Here is a 22,999-nt window from a genome sequence, read left to right as displayed (position 1 = left end):
CCCTTCGAGAGGCGGAAGCTCATGGCGATCAAGTTCGGCTACCACACCTGGTCCTACTCCAGCTTCGGCAGCTGGGTCCCCGCGTACACGTTGGACGAGACCGTCAAGCGCTTGGCGCGCATCGGCTTCGACGGCATCGAGATCGGTGCCGCCGCACCGCACGCCTTTCCGCCGTACCTGAGCCCGGCCCGGCGGCGCGAGGTGCGCAGCCTGCTCGACGACCACGGCGTGGAGGTCTCCGGCATCGGCCCGGCGCCCACCGGGGGACCCGGTTACAACCCGAGCTCTCCGATGGCCGAGGAACGCGAAGCGACCGTGGAGCACTACCGCGCGATCAACGAGCTGTGCGCCGAGTGGGGCGCCGGAGCGGTGGTCTACCTGCCAGGCTGGGTCGTGTTCGGCACCCGGCGGCGGCAGGCCTGGGCGTGGTCGCGCGAATGCCTGGCCCTGGTCGCCGACGACGCGGCGCAGTACGGCCTCACGGTGGTGGTCGAGCCGCTCGCGGAGAACTCGAACCTGTGCGAGAGCGGCGAGGACGCCATGGAGCTGATGGAGGACATCGCACGGCCGAACGTCAAGGTGATGTTCGACTGCAGCCACGTCCGCTACCGGCGGGAGTCGCTCACCGACCAGGTCCACCTGATGGGCGCCGACCTGCACCAGATCCACATCGCCGACACCAGGGGAACGCAGACGCGGTTGCCGGCCGGTTCCGGGGACGAGGACTGGGAGGGCCTGGTCGACGCCCTGCTCGACACGGGTTTCGACGGCTACCTCACGGCCGAGACGGGGTTCCACCGCCGCGGGATCGACCCCGACCACGACGCGCGGGCAGGGCTCGCGTTCCTCAAACCGCTGGTGAAGCGAAAGCTCGCCGAACGCGCCGCGTCCACCCCCGCACCCTGACCCGCGTCCCCGGCAACCCGATCGGAAGGTACCGGCACCATGGAGACAGTCGTCCTGCACACCAGGCTCAAGCCGGGCAAGGAAGCCGCCTACGAGGCCGCGCACGCCCGGATTCCCGACGACCTCGACGCTGCGCTGCGCGCGGCGGGGGTGCGGTCGTGGCGGATCTGGCGCAGCGGTCTCGACCTGTTCCACGTCGTCGAGGTGGACGACTACGCGGCCATGATGGAGAAGATGCACGGGCACCCGGCGGACATCCCGTGGCAGAAGAGGATGGACGAGTTCCTCGACGCCCCGCTCGACTACGACTCGGGCAGCTCGACCGCGAAGTTCGTGTGGGAGCTGCCGTGATCCACGGCCTCGGCCTCGGCGGGTCCGCACTGGGGAACCTGTACCGCCCCGTGTCCGATGTGGACGCCCGCGCCACCGTCGACGCCGCGTGGCAGGCCGGTGTCCGGTACTTCGACACCGCCCCGCACTACGGCCTCGGCCTGTCGGAACGGCGGCTCGGGGCAGCGCTCGCGGACCGGCCCCGGTCGGAGTTCGTCATCTCCACCAAGGTCGGCAGGCTGCTGGAACCCCGTGACAGCGGCGGTGACGACCTGGCCGAGGGCTTCGCGGTGCCCGCGACCCACCGCCGGGTGTGGGACTTCAGCGCGGACGGGGTGCGCCGCTCGCTGGAGGCCTCGCTGACGCGGCTCGGCCTGGACCGGGTCGACCTCGTCTACGTCCACGACCCGGACGACCACGCCGAGCAGGTCCTGCGCGAGGCGTTGCCGGCCCTGGCGGAGCTGAAGGCCCAGGGCGTGGTCCGCGGGATCGGCGTGGGCGTGAACCGGTGGGAGGTGGCGGAGCCGTTCGTGCTGGCGCATCCCCTGGACCACGTCATGCTGGCCGGCCGGTACACGGTGCTCGAACACGCCGCGACCCTGGACTTCCTGTCGCTGTGCGCGGAACGGGACGTCTCCGTGGTGGCGGCCGGTGTCTTCAACTCCGGGTTGCTGGCCCGCCACGAGGTCCCTGCCGACGCCACGCACGACTACACGACGGCACCGCCTGCGCTGGTCGAGCGCGCCCGCAGGATCGCCGGAGTCTGCCGCCGGCACGGCGTCCCGCTCCCGCGGGCGGCGCTGCACTTCCCGTTCGGGCACCCGGCGGTGCGGGCGGTCGTGGTCGGTGCCCGGTCGGCGGCCGAGGTCACCGAGAACGTCGCGATGGCCGCCGGCGACGTGCCCGCCGGCGTCTGGTCCGACCTGCGCGCCGAGAACCTGCTCTCCCCGACCGTTCCCGTGCCGCTGCCGAAGAGCTTCGAGAAGGCGGCCGGCTGATGTTCCTCCGATCTCCAGTTGAGGTGTGTGATGTTTGAGCTGCAGAGAAGTTCCACCGGCTGGCGGCTGCCGCAGGAGCCGACGGCGGCGGGCACGGCGTACCAGGCGGTGCAGGACGAGCTGCGCCCGGACGTGCGGCCACAGCAGAACCTGGCGACGTTCATCACCACCGGGATGGAGCCGGAGGCCGAACGGCTGATGGCCGACTTCCTCTACCACAACACCGTCGACGGCGTGCAGCCGTTGCACACGGCCGACCTGGCGCAGCGGTGCGTCGCGGCGCTCGCCGACCTGTGGCACGCCCCCGGCCCGGACAGCGCGGTCGGCACGTCGACCGGCGGTTCCAGCGAGGCCTGCATGCTCGGCGGGCTCGCGATGCTGATGCGGTGGCGCTCCCGCGCCGGCGGCTCCGGCAGGCGGCCCAACCTGGTCATGAGCACCGCCGTGCACGTGTGCTGGGCGAAGTTCTGCGCCTACTGGGACGTCGAGGCGAGGCAGGTCCCGGTGCGGGAAGGCGGTTCGGGCATCGACCCGGAGATCGCGGCCGACCTGTGCGACAGCGACACCATCGGCGTGGTGACCGTGCTCGGCACCACCTACGACGGCTTCTACGAACCGGTGCAGGAGGTGTGCGCCGCGCTGGACCGGCGGTGCGCCCGCGACGGCGTGGACGTGCCGGTGCACGTCGACGCGGCCTCCGGCGGGATGGTGGCACCGTTCCTCGACCCCGCGCTGGTGTGGGACTTCCGGCTGCCCAGGGTGAGCTCGATCAACACGTCCGGGCACAAGTACGGCCTCGTCGCTCCGGGGCTGGGGTGGATCGTGTGGCGCGACCCGAGCGTGGTGCCCGCCGAGATCGGGTTCTCGACCGACTACACCGGTGGCCGCATGTCCACCCAGACGCTGTCGTTCACCCGGCCCGTCGCACCGGTCATCGCGCAGTACTACCAGTTCCTCCGCCTGGGGGCGGAGGGCTACCGGGCCGTCATGCGGCGCTGCCGCGACCTCGCCCTGGCGCTGACCGCGCACCTCGGCCAGTTCCCCGAGCTGCGGGTGGTCTCCCGCACGGACCACCTGCCCCTGGTCGCGTTCACCACCCACCACGACGCCGGTTTCAGCGTCACCGACCTCGCCGACCGCCTCCGCCGGCGCGGCTGGCTCGTGCCCACCTACGCACTCCCGGCCGACCAGGCGGACGTCACGGTCGCGCGGATCGTCTGCCGCAACGACCTCTCCGACGTGCTCGCCCGCCGGCTCGCGGACGACATCGCCGACGCGGTCACCGCGCTGCGCGCCGATGCGGTACTGCCCGTCCAGCGGGGCAACGACGTGGTGCCGCGGAGCGCGGAGATCACCTTGACGGCCGCAGGAGGGTCAGGCTCCTACAGCAGCTTCCAGCGGAAGGAGGACCTGGAACCGCGTGTCACCCGGCTGTGACTCCACCCGGATGTCGCCGTGGTGCTTGTTCACCACGATCCGCCAGGAGATCTCCAGCCCGAGCCCGGTGCCCTCACCGACCGGTTTGGTGGTGAAGAACGGCTCGAAGATCCGGCTCCGCACCGCCGCCGGGATGCCGGGGCCGGTGTCACCGATCTCCACCACGAGGTGCCGGTCCCGCCGGAACGTCCGCAAGGTCAGCGTGCCCGACCCGCCCATCGCGCTCAGCGCGTTGTCGATCATGTTCGTCCACACCTGGTTCAGCTCGCCGGCGTAGGCGGGGACGGAGGGGAGTGTCCGGTCGTAGTCCTTCACCACCCGCACGTCGCCGAACTTGCCGCCGAACATGACCAGGGTGGAGTCCAGCAGCTCGTGCACGTCGACCACCTGGAACGGTGCGCGGTCCATCTGCGAGTACTGCTTCGCGGCGGCGACCAGGGTGGACACCCGCGTGGTGGCGTCCTCGATCTCGTTCATCAGCATCTCGGTCTCGACCGTGTACCGCAGCCAGTGCACGGCCGAACCGGTGACGGCCGCCGGGCACGGCAGCAGCGAGGTCTCCAGCCACTCGACGTCCAGGCCGCCCGCGACCAGGACCGGTGCCACGTCCCAGCCGCCGCTGACGCCGTGGTCGTCGAGCCAGTCGGAGACCTCGTCCTCGGCGTCGCTGGTCTCCAGCGGGCTGAGCTTCGGTGCCTTGGCGACCCGTTCGACCGCCTTCTCCTGCAGCTTCACCAACGCCGGCAGTTCGGACGGGTCGAGCGCGCCCTGGGCGAGCAGGGCGAGTTTGTGGCGCATGCCCGCGACGCGTTCGCGCAGGGCCGCGGTGGCACGCACGGCGGCCGCGGCCGGGTTGTTCAGCTCGTGGGTCAGACCCGCGGACAACGCGCCGAGCGCGGTGAGGCGTTCGTGCTGGCCCACCGTCGCCTGGGTGTTGCGCATGCCCCAGAACAGGCCCTCCAGCAGGTGCATGGCCATCGGGAACCACGTGCGGACCATCGGGCCGAACTCGTCGGCGTCGAACTGCAGCATCGACGTGGCCGTGATCGACTCGACGGTCATCTGGTAGGTGGGCTGGTCGAGCTCCAGGTAGGCCTGGGTGGCGCCGAAGTACGAGCCGCGCAGGTCGCTGCGGCTCACCTCGATGCGCTGGCCGCCGATGGTGCGGCACAGCGCGACGGTTCCTCCCAGCAGCACGAAGAAGCACGTCGCCGGCTCGCCCTCGGTGAGCACGGGGGTGCCCGCCGCGCGGGTCTCGACGTGACCGTGGGCGGCCAGCCAGTCCAGCTGCGCGTCGTCGAGCTCCTCGAACAGGAACAGCTCGCGCAGTTCCGCCGGGGTGAGCCGCTGCATCAGGACCTCTCCAGGTAGCGGTGGACCAGCGTGACGGCCATGGCGCCCTCGCCGACCGCGGACGCGACGCGCTTCACCGACTCCGCGCGGACGTCGCCCGCCACGAACACGCCGGGCAGGCTCGTCTCCAGGTGGTACGGCGCCCGCTCCAGGTCCCAGCCGGGCGGGGAGGTGCCGAGGTCGGGCCCGGCGAGCAGGAAGCCGTGCTCGTCGCGCTCCAGCGTGCCGTCCAGCCAGTCCGTGCGCGGGGCGGCGCCGATGAACGCGAACAGCCAAGTCGCCGGGACCGCCGTCGTCTCGCCGGTCTTGTTGTTCAGCAGCGTCAGCGTCTCCAGGTGGCCCTCACCCGCGCCGCCGCAGACCTCGGTGTGGGGGCGGACCTCCACGTTCCCGATCGCGTCGAGCTGGTCGATCAGGTACCGCGACATCGACTGCTCCAGCGAGTCGCCGCGCACCAGGATCACGACCTTGCGCGCGTGCCCGGAGAAGTAGACGGCCGCCTGGCCCGCTGAGTTCGCGCCACCGACCAGGTACACGTCCTGGCCCGCGCAGTTCGGGCCCTCGGTCGTCGAGGCGCCGTAGTACACGCCCCGGCCGGTCAGCTCGCCGAGGCCGGGCGCGTTCAGCAACCGGTACGACACCCCCGTGGCGAGGATGACGGTGTGGGCGGAGAGCTCGGTGCCGTCGCCGAACCGCACGACTCGCGCGGCACCCCGGCGTTCGAGCGCGACGACGTCACGGGTGGTGAGCAGCTCCACGCCGAACTTCACCGCCTGCCTGCGGGCCCGTTCGGTCAGCTGCCCGCCGGACACGCCGTCCGGGAAGCCCAGGTAGTTCTCGATGCGGCTGCTCGTACCGGCCTGGCCGCCGGTCGCGATCCGTTCCACCAGGACGGTCCGCAGGCCCTCCGACCCGCCGTACACCGCGGCACCGAGGCCCGCGGGGCCGCCGCCGACGACGATCAGGTCGTAGAAGTCGGCCGACGGCTGCGTGCTCAGGCCCACCTCGGCGGCGAGCTCCGCGTCGGACGGGTCGACCAGTGCCTTGCCCGAAGCCGTGACCACGACCGGCAGCGTCGTCCCGTCCTGGTGCGCCGCGGTCAGCAGGCAGCGCGCCTCCGGCTCGTCGAGCGCGTGCCAGCGGAACGGGACGTTGTTGCGCGCCAGGAAGTCGCGCACCTCGTAGGACCGCGGCGACCAGCGGTGCCCGACCACCCGCACCCGCTGCGGCGGCTGCCGGTCGCTCACCGCCCACGCCCGCAGCTGCTCGTCGAGCACCGGGTAGAGGTTCTGCTCCGGCGGGTCCCACGGCTTGAGCAGGTAGTGGTCGAGGTCCACGACGTTGATCGCCTGGATCGCCGCGTCGGTGTCGGCGTAGGCGGTCAGCAGCACCCGCCGTGCCTGCGGGAACACGTCCATCGCCTGTTCGAGGAACTCGATGCCGCTCATCTGCGGCATCCGGTGGTCGGCCAGCAGCGCCGCGACCTCCTCACCGCGCAGCTTGATCTCGTGCAGCGCCTCCAGCGCCTGCGGCCCGGACTCCGCCCGCACCACGCGGTACTGCTCGCCGTACTTCCGCCGCAGGTCGCGCGCCACCGACCGGGACACGGCCGGGTCGTCGTCCACCGTGAGAATCGAAGGCCGCGCGACGCGACCGGCAGTCGTCATGCGCCCAGTCAAACACCAGAAGTTGTTGAAAGCTGCAATGGAGGTACCGTCGGGCCGTGACCACCACCACCTGCGAACACGTCGCCGACCTGGGCCCGGAGCCCACCCCCAGCACGACGGAGGGCTGCGAGGACTGCCTGGCCACCGGAGGCAGGTGGGTCCACCTGCGCCTGTGCCTGGGCTGCGGCAAGGTCGCCTGCTGCGACTCCTCGCCGGCCAAGCACGCCTCGAAGCACTTCGCCGAGGAGGGGCACCCGATCATCCGCTCGTTCGAGCCGGGCGAGGCCTGGCGCTGGTGCTTCGTGGACAGCACGCTCGTGTGAGCCGCGCGGCGCCCGGCCGGCTGAGTTTGCGTCGGCCGAGGCACCGCGCTCGTCATTCCACTCCAGATGGACAGAACGCCGCGGCGACGTCTCCGCCGCGGGGATTCACGGGACAGTCCGTCGAAGTCCTTTTGTGGTGCGGGTTGTCTTGCCACGTACCGCTCCTACCCGCATTGGCGGGTCGAATCCGATGGGCAGCTCCTGGCCGTCCTGCCTGCGGGAAAAGCAAGGAACTCTCGGGTAACGCCCCGCTTCCCGATGTCGCAGATTCCTAAACATATGAACTTTTGATGTCGGAATGTGGACATATCAAGAATGCTCCTTTCGGCGGTGTTTGCGGCAGTGTCGGGGAGACACTGTTGTCCTCGGATTGCGTTCGTGGCTGGTTTCTGCGCGGGTTCCCCTCGGGTGATCGGGATTCGGCTGGGCTCCGGCACGTCCGCATCCGCTGCTGACGATCGACAGAAGAAGGAGAAAGTTGTGACCGACGACACCTACCAGGTCCTGGTGAACGACGAGGAGCAACACTCGTTGTGGCCTTTGGGCAAAGAGGTCCCGCACGGCTGGCGTGCCGAGGGCAAGCAGGGGTCGCGGCAGGAGTGCATGGACCACGTCGACACCGTCTGGACCGACATGCGGCCCCGTAGCCTGCGTGAACAGATGGCGGCCGAACAGAACGGCTGATCACTCGCCGTTGTCCGCAGGGGCGGCCGGAGTCGACGGCCAGGTGAACGGCGCCCGCTGCGGCAGGGCCCGGCGCACAGTTCGCCGTACACCGCAGAACTCACTTCGGGACTCCGCAGGCATTGATCTGCGGAGTTGTTCGACGCTGTCCTGCTGTCGATCGTGTGCATGGATTCTGAATGTTATTCGGGACAGCGTGGAATTTGTGTGAGGTGCGGTTGCGGCGGGTACCAAGGTTTGTCACGGGTTATATGTGCCCGGTATTCAGCTTTTTGCGGAGTTCTACGGAAGGGTGATGGTGAACCACTTACGCGGGGTGCTCGGACGAACGGCTCTCGCCAATGACGTGCCGGGCGCGCAACTCGTGGTCCGGTGCGGCGGCGAGGCCTGGGAATTCGAGTTCGGCGAAGAGCGGCACGGCACGGGTTGCGTGGTGCGGCGGGACAGCAAGGTGCCCATCGGATCAATCACCAAAACATTCACGGCGACGCTGTTGATGGTTCTGGTGTCGGACGGCGACGTGGACTTGGACGAGCCGGTCGTGGAGTACCTGCCCGAGCTGCGGCAGGCGCTCGGCGCCAACGCCGACGTCCTCACCGCCCGCCACCTGCTGAGCCACACCGGCGGCCTGCAGTCGGAGCTCATCGCCGCCGACGACCGGGCGGCGCTCGCGGCCTCCGTGCGGGACGTCGTGCAGCCGCCGGGAGCCGGGTTCTCCTACTCCAACACCGGCTACGCCCTGGTCGGACGCCTGATCGAGGCGGTCACCGGCATGGAGTGGGCGGAGGCGCTCCGCGCCGTGCTGCTCAAGCCGCTCGGTCTGGAGCTCGGGTTCATCGCCGGCGCCGAGGACGTCACCCCGGCCGCCAGCGGGCACACCGTCAACCGCGCGCTGCGGCTGGTGCGGCCCGTCGAGCAGGAGCTGACGCCGGTCGAGGCGCCGGCGGGCGGGCTCACCGCGAGTGCCGCGGACCTGGTCGAGCTCGCGCGGATGCACCTCGACCCGCGACACGGCGGCATCGACCCCGGCCTGGTCACGCCCGAGCACCTCGCCGAGATGCGCAGGCCGGTGCCCGGAGCGGACCCGTTCGGCCTGGCCGACGGCTGGGGGCTGGGGCTCGCCCTGTTCCGCAGCCACGGCGCCGGCTGGTTCGGCCACGACGGCACCGCCGACGGCACGTCCTGCCACCTGCGGCTCAACCCCGCGTCCGGCACGGTCGTCGCGCTGACCGCGAACTCCTCGACGGGTGCCGCCCTCTGGCGCGACCTGCTGCCCGAGCTGCGCGCGGCCGGCATCGACCTCGCCGACAGCGCCGCGACGATCAACGCCGAACCGCGCGCGTCCATCCCGGGCGAGTGCACCGGCACGTACGTCAACGGCGACACCGCCTTCTCGGTCGTCGTGCGGGGCGACGAGCTGCACCTGGTCGTCGACGACGAACCGGCCGCGCGGCTCGCGGTCCACGACGGGTTCGTGTTCTCGGTGACCGAGCTCGCCGGCGGCGCGACCGGTCACCCCGGCCGCTTCCTGCGCGATCCGCGCAGCGGCCGGATCGACCGCATCCAGATCGGCGGCCGGGTCGCCGGCCGGCGAGGCCGCGACCGCGACGTGGCCTGACCCCGCCGCAGGTCCCCGCACCCCCTTCCCCCAGTACCCGTGGCGCTGCTGCGCGCCCGAAAGAGGTTGAACGGCGATGACGCTCCACGAGACGGTGCCCGCCGGCACACCGCTCTGCTCCCAGTCGCGCGACACGGTGGTCGGCCTGTTCACCGAGCAGGTCCGGCGCACGCCCACCGCGCTGGCGGTGGTCGCCGAGGACGGCGAGCACACCTACGCGGAGCTGGACGCGCGGTCGGACCGGCTCGCCCGGTGCCTGCCGGCGCTGGGGGTGCGGCCGGAGCGGCCGGTCGGCGTGCTGGTGGAGCGGTCGGCCGAGCTCGTGGTGGCACTGCTCGCCGTCCTCAAGGCCGGTGGCGCGTACGTGCCGCTCGACGCCCGTGCGCCCGACGAGCGGATGACGACCGTGCTGGCGGAAGCCGGTGCGTCGCTGCTGCTCACCGACACCACGTGGAAGGCGGTCGCCGACCGCGTGCACATCGGCCACGTGCTGGTCGTGGGCGACGAGGAGGCGCACGAGGGCACGGGTGGGCTGGCGGAGGTCCACCCGGACAACCTCGCGTACGTCGTGTTCACCTCCGGCTCCACGGGTGTGCCGAAGGGCGTGGCGGCACGGCACCGCGACGTCGTGGACCTCGCCCGTGACGCGCGGTTCAGCGGTGGTGCGCACGATCGCGTGCTGGTGCACTCGCCGATGGCGTTCGACGCGTCCACCTACGAGCTGTGGGTGCCGCTGCTCTCCGGCGGCACCGCCGTCATCGCGCCTCCCGGTGACGTGGACGGACCGGTGCTGCGCAAGGCGATCGGCGAGCACGGCGTCACCGGGATCTTCGTCACGTCCGGCCTGTTCCGCGTGCTGGCGCAGGACGACCCCGCGTGCCTGACGGGTCTGCGGGAGGTGTGGACCGGCGGTGACGTGGTCCCCGCGGCAGCGGTGCGGCGGGTGCTGGAGGCGTGTCCCGGCCTGACCGTGGTGGACGTCTACGGCCCCACCGAGACCACCACGTTCGCCACCAGCCACCCGCTGCCCGACCTCGGCTCGGTGCCCGACGTCCTGCCGATCGGCACGGCCCTGGACGGCATGCGCCTGCACGTGCTGGACGACGACCTGGACCCGGTGCCGGACGGGGCGACCGGCGAGCTGTTCATCGCGGGCACGGGACTGGCCCGCGGTTACCTCAACCGGCCCGGCCTGACCGCTGACCGGTTCCTGGCCGACCCGTTCGGTGCGCCGGGCGACCGCATGTACCGCACCGGCGACCTGGTCCGCTGGACGCCGGAGGGCACCGTCGACTTCGTCGGCCGCGTCGACGACCAGGTCAAGATCCGCGGCTTCCGGGTCGAGACCGCGGAGGTCGAGGCCGTGCTGGCCAAGCACCCCGGCGTCGTGCAGGCCGCGGTGCAGGCGCAGCTCGACCACAACGGCGTCAAGCGCCTGGTCGCCCACGTCGTGGGCACCGCACCGTCCGACGACGGGCTGCGCGACTTCCTCCTGCGGACGCTGCCCGACTACATGGTGCCGTCGGCGTTCGTGGCGCTGGACCGCCTTCCGCTCAACACCAACGGGAAGGTCGACCGCAAGGCGCTGCCGGCCCCCGACTGGGGCCTCGACCGGCGCACCGCGCACGTCGCACCGCGCACCCCCGCCGAACGCGCCATCGCGCAGGCCTGGGCAGAGGTCCTCGCGGTCGACCCCGGCCGCGTCGGCGCGCAGGACGACTTCCTGTCCCTGGGCGGCGACTCGATCCAGGCCCTGCGGGTCGTGTCCCGGCTGCGCACGGCGCTCGACGTGCCGCTGTCCACCGGCGACCTGCTGGACGCGCGGACCGTCGCGGGTCTGGCCGACCTGCTCGCCGACCGCCTGCCCATCGCGGCGGACGACCGGATCACCGCGGTGCCGCACGACGCCGTGCTGCCGCTGTCCCCGGCGCAGCAACGGTTGTGGTTGCAGCACAAGATCGACCCGACGGGCACCGACTACAACACCGGTGTCGCCCTGCGGTTGCGCGGCCCGCTCGACCTCGACGCCCTGCGGACCGCGCTGAACGGCCTGGCCGAACGGCACGAGACCATGCGCACCACCTTCGCCGAGGTCGACGGCCGCGGCGTGCAGGTCATCACCCCGGCCGCGGTGGTGCCGCTGCGCGTGGAGGACCTTTCCGCTGCCGCACACCGGGACGAGGCGCTCGACCGGCTGTGCGCGGAGGAGCTGACCACGCCGTTCGACCTGAGCACCGGCCCGGTGGCGCGCGCCGTGCTGGCCACGCTCGCCGACGACGACCACGTGCTGCTGCTCGACCAGCACCACATCGTCACCGACGGCTGGTCGGTCCGGGTCCAGGTCGACGACCTGCTGGAGCTGTACCGGGCCGCGGTTCGAAGAACAACACCCGACCTGAAGCCGCTGCCCGTCCGCTACGGCGACTTCGCGGCCTGGCAACGCCGCCGCGTCGAGGACCCGGCCGTCACCGGCCAGCTCGACCACTGGCGCACCGCCCTCGCGGGCCTCGAACCCCTCGACCTGCCCACCGACCGGCCCCGCCCCGCGCAGCGCACCACCCGCGGTGCCGTGCACCGCGAAACCCTGCCGGGACAGCTGGTGCAGCGCCTGACCGAGGTCGGTCACACCGGTGGCACCACCCTGTTCACCACGCTGGCCGCCGCCGTGCAGCTGCTGATGGCCCGCTACACCGGCCGCCGCGACGTGGCCGTCGGCACCGCCTCCGCCGGACGTGGCCGGCCCGAGCTCGACGACCTCGTCGGCTTCTTCGTCAACACCCTCGTCCTGCGGTCCACAGTGGACCCGGCTGTGCCGTTCGAGCGTTTCTTGGCCGACGTGCGCGAGACCGTGCGCGACGCGTTCGCCCACGACGAGGTGCCGTTCGACCGGCTCGTCGACGAGCTGCGGCCCGACCGCGACCCGAGCCGCACCCCGCTCGTGCAGGCGCTCGTGGTGCTGCAGCAGGAGATGGTGCGATCCACGGCGGTCGGCGACCTGGACGTCACCGAGCACCACCTGCCCCGGCCGCGGGCGCGGTTCGAGCTGCTGGTGGAGTTCTGGCCGCGGGACGGCGCGCTGGAGCTGACCCTGGAGTACAACACCGACCTGTTCGACGCCACCACGATCGAGCGGATGGCCGGTCACCTCAGGACCCTGCTGGAGGCCGTGGCCACCGAACCCGGCCGGCCGCTGGGCGAGCTCCCGCTGCTCGACCGGCAGGAACGCCACCAGGTCCTCGACGCGTTCAACGACACCGCCGTCGACCGGCCCGCCGCCACGATCACGGCCCTGTTCGCCGACCAGGTCCGCCGCACGCCGCAGGCCGAGGCCGTCGTCGCCGGCGGCACCACGCTGACCTACGCCGAGCTCGACGCCCGTGCCAACCGCCTGGCGCACCACCTGCTGCGGCACGGACTGCGCGCGGAGGAACCGGTCGCGGTGCTGCTGGGCCGCTCGGCCGACCTCGTGGTCGCCGAGCTGGCCGTGCTCAAGGTGGGCGGCGCGTACGTCCCGCTCGACACCAGGGCACCCGCCGAACGCCTGGCCGTCCTGCTGGCGGGCAGCGGCGCCGCCGTCGTGCTCACCGACCGGACCTGGCAGGCCACCGCGCGGGAGGTCCACGAGGGCCACGTCGTCGTGCTGGGTGACCAGGACGGGGCGACCTCCGCGCCGGACGTGGTCGTGCACCCCGACCAGCTGGCCTACGTCATGCACACCTCGGGCTCCACCGGCGTGCCCAAGGGCGTGGCCGTGCGGCACCGCGACGTCACCGACCTCGCCCGCGACCGGCGGTTCACCGGCGGCGCGCACGAGCGGGTCCTGCTGCACTCCGCGCCCGCGTTCGACGCCACCACCTACGAGCTGTGGGTGCCGCTGCTCTCCGGCGGCACCGTCGTGGTCGCCCCGGCGGAGGACCTGGACGCGGACCGGTTGCGCGACCTCGTCACCGGGCACGGGCTGACCGGGCTCTGGCTGACCGCCGGCCTGTTCCGGGTCATCGCGCAGGACGACCCCGACTGCCTGGCCGGGCTGCGCGAGGTGTGGACCGGCGGCGACGTCGTGCCCGCCCCCGCGGTCCGCCGGGTGCTGCGCGCCTGCCCCGGCATCGTCGTGGTCGACGGCTACGGCCCCACCGAGACCACCACCTTCGCGACCTCGCACCGCATGGCCGACGCCGACTCAGTGGACGACGTGGTGCCGATCGGCCGCCCGCTGGACGGCATGCGGCTGCGCGTGCTCGACGAGAGCCTGACACCCGCCCCGGTCGGCGTGCCGGGCGAGCTGTTCATCGCGGGCTCCGGGCTCGCGCGGGGGTACGCGGGCCGGCCGGGGTTGACCGCGGACCGGTTCGTCGCCGACCCGTTCGGAGCGCCGGGGGAGCGGATGTACCGCACCGGCGACCTGGTGCGGTGGCGGCCCGACGGCACCGTCGAGTTCGTCGGCCGCACCGACGACCAGGTCAAGATCCGCGGGTTCCGCGTCGAACCGGGCGAGGTCGACACCGCCCTGTCCGCGCACCCGGCGGTCGGCCAGTCGGTGACGGTCGTGCGGGTCGACGACACCGGCCGCAGACGGCTGGTGACCTACCTGACCGCCGTGGACACCGCACCCGAAGCGGCGGCGTTGCGGGAGTTCCTCGGCCGCGTGCTGCCCGACTACCTCGTGCCGTCCGCGTTCGTCGTAGTGGAGGCGTTGCCGCTCAACGCGAGCGGCAAGGTCGACCGGCACGCCCTGCCCGACCCGGTGTGGGCCACCGCCACCGGCGCGCACGTCGCCCCCGCCGACGGACCGGAGGCCGTGCTGGCCGGGATCTGGGCGCAGCTGCTCGGCGTCGACCGCGTCGGCGCCGGCGACAACTTCTTCGAGCTGGGCGGCGACTCCATCCTCAGCATCCAGGTGGTGTCGCGCGCCCGGCAGGCCGGGCTGTCGCTGAGCCCCGGCGACCTGTTCCGCCACCCCACCGTGGCGGCGCTCGCGACCGTGGCGACCGTCGCCGGACCGGCCGAGACCGACCAGGGCCGGGTCGTGGGGGACGTGCCGCTCACACCGGTGCAGCGCTGGCTGTTCGCCACGAACCCCGACCACCCCGAGCACTTCAACCAGGTCCTGACCGCCGAGCTGGCGTCCGATGTGGACGTCAACGCCCTGCGCACGGCCCTGGCCGCGCTGGTGGAGCACCACGACGCGCTGCGGATGCGGTTCGAGCGCACGGACTCCGGCTGGCGCCAGCACAACGCGGCGGCCGAACCGGCCGAGCTGCTGACCACGAGCCCCTGCACGGGTTTCGACCTCGCGACCGGGCCGCTGCTGCACGCCCAGCTGCACGAGTCGGTGCTGCGCCTGACGATCCACCACCTCGTCGTGGACGGCGTGTCGTGGCGCGTGCTGCTCGAAGACCTCGTCACGGCCTACGACCAGGCGGCCCGCGGTGAGCCCGTCCGGCTGGCCGCCAAGACGACGTCGTTCCGCGACTGGGCGCACCGGCTCACCCGGCACACCGCCGACGGCGGGTTCGACGACGAACGCGACCACTGGACCGCGACCGCGGCGGTGGACCCGTCCCTGCCCGTCGACCACGACGGCCCCAACACCGCCGGGTCCACCCGCGCCGTCTCCGTGCGGCTCGACGGCGACACCACCAGGGCGTTGCTGCAGGACGTGCCCGGCGCGTACCGCACGCAGGTCAACGACGTGCTGCTGAGCGCACTCGGCCGGGTGCTCGCCGACTGGACCGGCCGCTCGCGGGTGCCGGTGGACCTGGAGGGCCACGGCCGCGAGGACGTGCTCGACGGCGTCGACCTGTCCCGCACGGTCGGCTGGTTCACCTCGATCTTCCCGGTCGCCCTCGACGTGCCGGAAGGCGACTGGGGACCGGTCCTCAAGTCGGTCAAGGAACAGCTGCGCGCGGTGCCGCGCAAGGGCATCGGCCACGGTGCCCTGCACGAGCCCGGCACCGGTGGCCCGCAGATCAGCTTCAACTACCTCGGCCGGCTCGACTGGACGGGCGTCGAGGGCGGCGTGCTGCACGCCGTGCGCGGCAGCCTGGAGCTCGACGGCGCACCGCGGGCGCCGCGCCCGCACCTGCTCGACGTCGTCGGCGCGGTCGAGCACGGCTGCCTGGAGCTCACCTGGTACTTCAGCGACCAGGTGCACGACGAGACGACCGTGCGGCGCCTGGCCGAGGCACTGGCCACGGCGTTGCGCGAGGTCGTGGTCCACTGCTCCCGGCCGGGTTCCGGCGGTCGCACGCCCTCGGACTTCCCGCTGGCACGCCTGGACCAGGCGGCGGTGGACCGGCTCACCGGTGACGGCCGCGACGTCGAGGACCTCTACCCGCTGACGCCGATGCAGGCCGGCATGGTGTTCCACGGCCTGGTCGACGGCACCACCTCCGGCGCCTACTTCAACCAGGTCCGCTTCCGGCTCACCGGCGTGACCGACCCGCACGCGCTGGCCGAGGCCTGGCAACGGGTCGTGGACCGCAACGCCGTGCTGCGCAGCGAGGTCGTGTGGGACGGGCTCGCCGAACCGCTGCAACGCGTGCGGCCCGAGGTGACCCTGCCGGTCACCCACCTCGACTGGACCGGCCTCGACGAGGACGCCGAGTTGCACGCGCTGCTGGAGAGCGACCGCGCGGCCGGGATGGACCTGACCGCCGCACCGCTGATGCGCGTCGCGATCGCCCGCCTGGCGCACGACGAGGTGCTGGTGCTGTGGACGTTCCACCACGTCCTGCTCGACGGGTGGAGCGCGGCCCAGCTGTTCACCGAGGTCTGCGAGCACCACGCGGCCATCACCCGCGGCACCGCGGGACCGGCCACGGCCCGCCCGCCGTTCCGCGAGTACCTGCACTGGCTGGACCGCCAGGACGGCGCCGAGGCCGAGAGGTACTGGCGGAGGGTGCTCGACGGCTTCGCCGAGACCACGCCGCTGCCGTTCGACCGCCGCCCCGTGGACGCGCACCGCGCCCAGTCCGGTGGCACCGTCCGGTTCGAGCTGAGCGCCGAGAGCACCGAACGGCTGCGCGAAGCGGCCCAGCGCAACGGCCTGACCGTGAACACCGTGGTGCAGGGCGCCTGGGCGGTGCTGCTGGCCCGCTACGCCGGCACGTCCGACGTCGTGTTCGGCACCACCGTGTCCGGCCGGCCCGCCGACCTGCCCGGTGTCGAGTCGACGGTCGGCATGTTCATCAACACCGTGCCCACCAGGGTCGCCGTCGACCGCGGCCGCGACCAGCTGTCGTGGCTGCGCGAGCTGCAGGCCGACCAGGCGGAGGCGCGGCGCTTCGAGCACGTGCCCCTGTCGCGGCTGCGCGGGTGGAGCGACCTGCCCGGCGGCGCGAACCTGTTCGACAGCATCCTCGTGTTCGAGAACTACCCGTTCGACGAGGACGCCATGGCCGAGCACGGCCTGCGGCTGCACGACGTCTACGCGCACGAGCCCACCAACTACGCGCTCACCGTCGTGGTCTCGCCCGGCCGGCACCTGGTCGTCGAGCTCGACCACGACCCCGACCTGTTCGACGAGGCCACCGTGCAGCGGCTCGGCGGGCACCTGCGGCTGCTCCTGGACGACCTGCTGGCTGAGCAGGACCGGCCGCTGCGCGAGCTGCGGCTGCTCGACGACGCCGAACGCGAGCAGGTGCTGGTCGAGTGGAACCCCACCGGCGGGAACTACCCGGTGGCGACGCTGCCGCGGTTGTTCGCCGAGCAGGCCGCGCGCACCCCGGACGCCGTCGCGGTCACCTGCGGGGACGAGCACCTGACCTACGCCGAGCTGGACGCCCGCGCCAACCGGCTGGCACACCTGCTCGCCGACCGCGGTGCGGGACCGGAGGAGTACGTCGCGCTGCGGCTGCCGCGGTCCACCGACCTGGTCGTGGCGGTGCTGGGCGTGCTCAAGTCCGGCGCGGCCTACCTGCCGATCGACCCGTCCTACCCGGAGGACCGGATCGCGGGCATGGTCGAGGACACCCGGCCGGTGACCGTGCTGACCGAGCTGCCGGACCTGTCCGGGCTGCCCTCGACCGCACCGGACGTCGTGCTGCGGCCGGAGAACCCCGCGTACGTCATCTACACCTCCGGCTCCACCGGCAAGCCCAAGGGCGTCGTCGTCCCGCACGCCAACGTGGCCCGGCTGTTCTCGGCCACCGACGCCTGGTTCGGGTTCGGCGCCGACGACGTGTGGACCCTGTTCCACAGCTACGCCTTCGACTTCTCCGTCTGGGAGCTGTGGGGACCGCTGCTGCACGGCGGCCGGCTCGTCGTCGTGCCGCACGAGGTGTCGCGCTCGCCACGCGAGTTCGCCGACCTGCTGGCACGGGAACGGGTCACGGTCCTCAACCAGACGCCGTCCGCGTTCTACCAGCTCATCGCCGAACAGCCGCGAGACCTCAGCCTGCGCTACGTCGTCTTCGGCGGTGAGGCGCTGGACGTGCGCAAGCTCGCGGCCTGGAACGGCCCCGGCGAGCTGATCAACATGTACGGCATCACCGAGACCACCGTGCACGTCACGTGGACGCCCGCAGACGGCACCGTCGGCGAACCCATCCCGGACCTGCGCGTGTACGTCCTCGACGAGGACCTGCGACCGGTCCCGCCCGGTGTCGTCGGCGAGATGCACGTCGCCGGCGCCGGCCTGGCGCGCGGCTACCTCAAGCGGCCCGGCCTGACCGCGTCCCGGTTCGTCGCCGACCCGTTCGGCGCGCCCGGCTCCCGCATGTACCGCACCGGAGACCTGGCGCGCTGGAAGGACGGCCGGCTCGACTACCTCGGCCGCGCCGACCACCAGGTCAAGATCCGCGGCTTCCGCATCGAGCTCGGCGAGATCGAGGCCGCGCTCGAAGCCCACGACGACGTCACCGCCGCCGTCGCCGACGTCCGCGAGCACGCCGGGCGCAAGGTCATCGTCGGGTACGTCGTCGGTGGCCGTGGCGCCGACCTGCGCGGGTTCCTCGCGCAGACGCTGCCCGAGCACATGGTGCCCTCGGCGTTCGTGCACCTGGACCGGCTCCCGTTGACCGGCAACGGGAAGCTCGACCGCAAGGCGCTGCCCGCACCGGAGTGGGAGACGACCGGCACCCGGCACGTCGAGCCGCGCACGGAGACCGAGCGCGTGCTCGCCGGCATCTGGGCGCAGGTGCTGGGGCTCGACCGGGTCGGCGTCGAGGACGACTTCTTCGAGCTGGGCGGTGACTCGATCATCAGCATCCAGGTCGTGTCGCGCGCCCGGCAGGCCGGGTACGCCCTGGCGCCACGCGACCTGTTCAGCCGTCCGACCGTCACCGCGCTCGCCGCCGCCGTGCCCGCGGTCGCCGCGGAACAGCAGGACGTGCCGCGGGGCCCGGTGACCGGCGACGTCCCGCTGACCCCGATCCAGCGGTGGTTCCTCGACGCGGAACCGCCGCACCCCGAGCACTTCGACCAGGTCGTCGAGGTGGAGTTCACCGACGAGGTCGACCGCACGGCGTTGCGCACGGCGTTGGCGGCACTGGTCGAGCACCACGACGCCCTGCGGATGCGGTTCGAGCACACCGCGACCGGCTGGCAGCAGCACAACCCGCCGGTCGGACCCGTTGACGTCCTGTCCGAGGTGGACGGTTTCGACCTGGGACGCGGACCGCTGCTGCGGGCCACGCCGCTCACGTCGCACCGGGTCCGGCTCACCGCGCACCACCTCGTCGTGGACGGCGTGTCGTGGCGGGTGCTGCTGGAGGACCTGGAGACCGCCTACCTCCAGGCCGTGCGCGGTGAACGGGTCCTCCTCCCGGCGCGGACCACGTCGTTCCGCGACTGGGCGCTGCGGCTGGCCGAGCACACCGCGGCCGGCGGGTTCGACGACGAGGCCGGGCACTGGGCCGGCGTCACCGGTGACCCGGGCGTGCCCGTGGACCGCACCGGCACCGGCACGACCGGTTCCGTGCGGGGCGTCACCGTCGAGCTGAACGCCCAGGAGACCAGGGCCCTGTTGCAGGACGTGCCCGCCGCGTACCGCACGCAGGTCAACGACGTGCTGCTGAGCGCGTTGGGACGGGTGCTGGCCGGGTGGACCGGCCGCGACCGGGTGCTCGTGGACCTGGAGGGCCACGGCCGCGACGGCGACTTCCTCGACGGCGTCGACCTGTCCCGCACGGTCGGCTGGTTCACCGCGGTGTTCCCGGTGGCGCTCGACGTGCCGGCGGGGGACTGGGGCGCGGTGCTCAAGGCCACCAAGGAACGGCTGCGCGCGGTGCCCCGCCGCGGCATCGGCTTCGGCGCGCGGTACGGCGGGGTGCAGCCGGCGGTGGCGTTCAACTACCTCGGGCAGTTCGACGGCGTGGCGGGCACGGCGGTGCGCACGGCCGGTGGGATCAGCGCCGACGCCGCACCGGACACGCCCCGCCACCACCTGCTCGACGTCGTCGGCGCGGTGCAGGACAAGCGGTTGCAGCTCACCTGGTACTACAGCGACGAGGTCCACGACGAGCCGACCGTGCGCGTGCTGGCCGAGGCGATGGCGGTGGCGCTGCGGGAGATCGTCGCGCACTGCGCCCGGCCGGGAGCGGGCGGCCGGACACCGTCGGACTTCCCGCTGGCGGGCCTCGACCAGCCCGCGGTGGACCGGATCGTCGGCGACGGCCGCGCCGTCGAGGACGTCTACCCGCTGACGCCGATGCAGGCGGGCATGGTGTTCCACAGCCTGTCCCACGGCCACGAAGGCCTGTACACCGAACGGATCTCGTTCGTCCTCGACGGCGTCACGGACGTCGAGGCGCTGGCCCGTGCGTGGCGCGAGGTCGTCGCACGGACCCCCGTCCTGCGCAGCCGCGTCGTGTGGGAGGGCGTCGACCGGCCCGTGCAGGTGGTCTGCCGCACGGTCGACGTGCCGATCAACGACGGGACCGGCGGCGAGCTCGACCTCGGCACCGCGCCGCTGCTGCGGCTGGAGCTGACGCGCGAGTCGGACACCTCCGTGCGGGTCGGCTGGACGTTCCACCACGTGCTGCTCGACGGGTGGAGCACGTTCCAGGTGCTGACCGACGTCTTCACCTGCTACGCGGCGTTCACCGCCGGTCGCGAGCCGGACCTGCCGGCCCGCCGGCCGTTCGGCGACTACCTGCGCTGGCTCGCCGCACAGGACGCGACCGAGGCGGAGGAGCACTGGCGGCGGGTGCTCGGCGGGTTCGCCGCACCCACCCCGCTGCCGCTCGACCGCCCCGCCGCACCGGGTCACGCCACCCGGACCGCCGCCTGGACCACGGTCACCCTGCCCGGCGGCGAGCTGCGCGAGTTCGCCCAGCGCAACGGGTTGACGCTCAACGCCGTCGTGCAGGGCGCCTGGGCGCTGCTGCTGGCGCGCTACAGCGGCCAGGACGACGTGTGCTTCGGCTCCACGGTCTCCGGCCGCCCGGCCGACCTGCCCGGCGCGGACGCCATCACGGGCATGTTCATCAACACCCTGCCGGTGCGCACGGAGGTCGTGCCGGACGAACCGGTCGCGGCGTGGCTGCGGCGCTTGCAGGCCGACCAGGCGGAGGCGCGGCGGTTCGAGCACGTGGCGCTCGCCGACCTCCAGGCCTGGAGCGACGTGCCGGGCGGCGTCGACCTGTTCGCCAGCATCGTGGTGTTCGAGAACTACCCGATCGACGAGGCCGCGGCCCACGGCGTCGTGCTGCGCGACCTGGACGCGGTCGAGACGACCAACTTCCCGCTCAGCCTGGGCGTCCGGCCCGGCGCGGAGCTGGAGTTCCGGCTCAGCTACGACCCCGACCTGTTCGACCTCGCCACGGTCGAGCGCATCGCCGGTCACCTGACCGCGGTGCTGCGCGGTCTGACCGCCGACCCCGGCCGCGCGCTGGGCGAGGTCGACCTCCTCGACGACGCCGAACGCCGGCTCGTCCTCCCGGAGCGCGTGCAGAGCAGCGTCCCGGACGCGACCGTGGCCGAGCTGTTCGCCGCCAGGGTGGACCAGGCCCCGGACGCGACCGCGGTGGTCGCGGGCGGCACGTCGCTCACCTACGCCGAGCTGGACGCCCGCGCGAACGCGTTGGCACAGCGGCTGATCTCGCTCGGTGTGCAGCCGGAGGAACGCGTCGGGCTGCTGCTGCGCCGGTCGGCCGACGTGGTGGTCGCGGTGCTCGCCGTGCTCAAGGCGGGCGGCGCCTACCTGCCGCTGGACAGCCGGGCGCCGGTCGAACGCCAGGGGCTCGTGCTCGACCAGGCCGGGAGCCGGGTGCTGATCACCGACTCCGACACCGTCCCGTTCGACGGGCACGTCGTCGTCCCCGGCGGTGAGACGTCAGCCGAACGGCCCGCCGTGGCCGGACACCCCGACGGCCTCGCCTACGTGGAGTTCACCTCCGGCTCCACCGGCACGCCGAAGGGTGTGGCGGTGCGGCACCGGGACGTGGTGGCGCTCGCGCTCGACTCCCGGTTCGACGGCCCGGCCCACCGGACCGTGCTGGTGCACTCACCGCTGGCGTTCGACGCCTCCACCTACGAGCTGTGGGTGCCCCTGCTGCGCGGCGGCCGGGTGGTCGTCGCGCCGCCGCAGGACCTGGACGCGGCCGCACTGCGCGAGCAGATCACCGCGCACGGCGTGACGGCGCTGTGGCTGACCGCGGGCCTGTTCCGGGTGCTGGCGCAGGACTCGCCGGACTGCCTGGCGGGCGTGAGCGAGGTGTGGACCGGCGGTGACGTCGTGCCCGCCGCCGCGGTTCGCCGGGTCATGGCGGCCTGCCCCGGACTGGTGGTGGTCGACGGCTACGGACCCACCGAGACCACGACGTTCGCCACCTCCCACCGGATGACCGGCCAGGACGACGTGCCGGACACCGTGCCCATCGGCTCCGCGCTCGACGGCATGGCCACCTACGTGCTGGACGAGCGGCTGCGGCCCGTTCCGGTCGGCGTGCCCGGCGAGCTGTACCTCGCCGGGGCCGGCCTGGCCCGCGGCTACCTCGACCGGCCGGGCCTGACCGCGTCCCGGTTCGTCGCCTGCCCGTTCGGTGCGCCGGGGGAGCGGATGTACCGCACCGGCGACGTCGTGCGGTGGCTGCCCGGCGGCGTGCTGGAGTTCGCCGGCCGCGCCGACGACCAGGTGAAGCTGCGCGGGTTCCGCATCGAGCTCGGCGAGGTCGAAGCGGTCCTGGGCCGGCACCCCGGCGTGGGCGGGCTGGTCGTGGTGGTCCGCGAGGACTCCCTCGGCGGCAAGCAGCTCGTGGCCTACCTGGTGCCCGCCGACCCCGCTCGGGCACTGGAACCCGCGGAGCTGGCCGCGTTCGCGGGACGGACCCTGCCCGACTACATGGTGCCCTCGGTGTTCATGGTGCTCGACGCGCTTCCGCTGAGCACCAACGGGAAGGTCGACCGGGCCGCGTTGCCGGAACCGTCGGCCACCGCGTCCGCCGCGCCGTACGTGGCGCCCAGGACGGAGACCGAGGAGGTCATGGCCGGCATCTGGGCCGAGGTGCTGGGCGTGGAGCGCGTCGGCGCCGAGGACGACTTCTTCGCACTCGGCGGCGACTCGATGCGCAGCCTGCTCGTCACGTCCCGGTGCCGCGCGGCCTTCGACGTACCGCTGACCCCGCACGACGTCCTCACCGCCCGCACGGTCGCCGACCTGGCGGGGCTGGTCGAGGAGAAGATCCTGCTCGAGCTCGAACGACTCGCCCTCGAAGACGGCGCCAACCAGGAACTGTGAGG

Annotated in this window: 10 protein-coding genes; 8 read left to right on the top strand and 2 right to left on the bottom strand. The window is 72.9% G+C overall.

Translation table 11 applies throughout. The features are described 5' to 3' along the window. Positions 1-21 precede the first annotated feature (21 nt). Genes AB0A63_RS36840 through AB0A63_RS36825 form a run of 4 tightly spaced genes read left to right on the top strand, consistent with a single transcriptional unit; the run spans position 22 to position 3,671 of the window. Positions 22-906 (top strand): sugar phosphate isomerase/epimerase family protein, encoded by an 885-nt coding sequence (locus AB0A63_RS36840; RefSeq protein ID WP_360400064.1) that lies wholly within the window; start codon positions 22-24, stop codon positions 904-906. A gap of 39 nt (positions 907-945) precedes the next feature. Then, positions 946-1,257, top strand: a complete 312-nt coding sequence (locus AB0A63_RS36835; protein WP_360400061.1) for an L-rhamnose mutarotase — start codon at positions 946-948, stop codon at positions 1,255-1,257. Continuing rightward, the gene (locus AB0A63_RS36830) at positions 1,254-2,234 is read left to right on the top strand and encodes an aldo/keto reductase (RefSeq protein ID WP_360400058.1); all 981 of its coding nucleotides are present in this window, start codon (positions 1,254-1,256) and stop codon (positions 2,232-2,234) included. The genes AB0A63_RS36835 and AB0A63_RS36830 overlap by 4 nt, the downstream gene beginning before the upstream one ends. Positions 2,235-2,264: 30 nt before the next feature. Beyond that, complete coding sequence (locus AB0A63_RS36825; protein ID WP_360400055.1) at positions 2,265-3,671, top strand: glutamate decarboxylase; 1,407 nt, start codon at positions 2,265-2,267, stop codon at positions 3,669-3,671. Here AB0A63_RS36825 and AB0A63_RS36820 read toward each other — a convergent pair. Both AB0A63_RS36820 and AB0A63_RS36815 read right to left on the bottom strand, forming a co-directional pair. Continuing rightward, the gene (locus tag AB0A63_RS36820) at positions 3,609-5,024 is read right to left on the bottom strand and encodes an ATP-binding protein (RefSeq protein WP_360400052.1); all 1,416 of its coding nucleotides are present in this window, start codon (positions 5,022-5,024) and stop codon (positions 3,609-3,611) included. The two genes, AB0A63_RS36825 and AB0A63_RS36820, sit on opposite strands and share 63 nt — an antisense overlap. Beyond that, the gene (locus tag AB0A63_RS36815; protein WP_360400049.1) at positions 5,024-6,691 is read right to left on the bottom strand and encodes an FAD-dependent oxidoreductase; all 1,668 of its coding nucleotides are present in this window, start codon (positions 6,689-6,691) and stop codon (positions 5,024-5,026) included. The genes AB0A63_RS36820 and AB0A63_RS36815 overlap by 1 nt, the downstream gene beginning before the upstream one ends. Before the next feature lie 56 nt (positions 6,692-6,747). Between AB0A63_RS36815 and AB0A63_RS36810 the strand changes: the two genes are divergently transcribed. The 4 genes from AB0A63_RS36810 to AB0A63_RS36795 all read left to right on the top strand — a co-directional run bounded on the left by AB0A63_RS36810 (position 6,748) and on the right by AB0A63_RS36795 (position 22,997). After that, a complete protein-coding gene (locus AB0A63_RS36810; RefSeq protein ID WP_360400046.1) occupies positions 6,748-7,014 on the top strand; it encodes a UBP-type zinc finger domain-containing protein in 267 nt (88 codons plus the stop codon). 480 nt (positions 7,015-7,494) lie between these two features. Continuing rightward, complete coding sequence (locus AB0A63_RS36805; protein ID WP_360400043.1) at positions 7,495-7,698, top strand: MbtH family NRPS accessory protein; 204 nt, start codon at positions 7,495-7,497, stop codon at positions 7,696-7,698. A gap of 295 nt (positions 7,699-7,993) precedes the next feature. Beyond that, positions 7,994-9,316, top strand: a complete 1,323-nt coding sequence (locus AB0A63_RS36800) for a serine hydrolase domain-containing protein (protein WP_360400040.1) — start codon at positions 7,994-7,996, stop codon at positions 9,314-9,316. A 76-nt stretch (positions 9,317-9,392) separates the two neighbouring features. After that, positions 9,393-22,997 carry an amino acid adenylation domain-containing protein gene (locus AB0A63_RS36795; RefSeq protein ID WP_360400037.1) on the top strand — a complete coding sequence of 4,535 codons (13,605 nt, stop codon included), beginning with the start codon at positions 9,393-9,395 and terminating at the stop codon, positions 22,995-22,997. Positions 22,998-22,999 lie beyond the last annotated feature (2 nt).

Source organism: Lentzea sp. NPDC042327, from assembly GCF_040647275.1.
GTDB lineage: Bacteria > Actinomycetota > Actinomycetes > Mycobacteriales > Pseudonocardiaceae > Lentzea.
The sequence above is the reverse complement of the archived record's forward strand: the minus strand, read 5'-3'. Positions and strand labels throughout refer to the sequence as shown.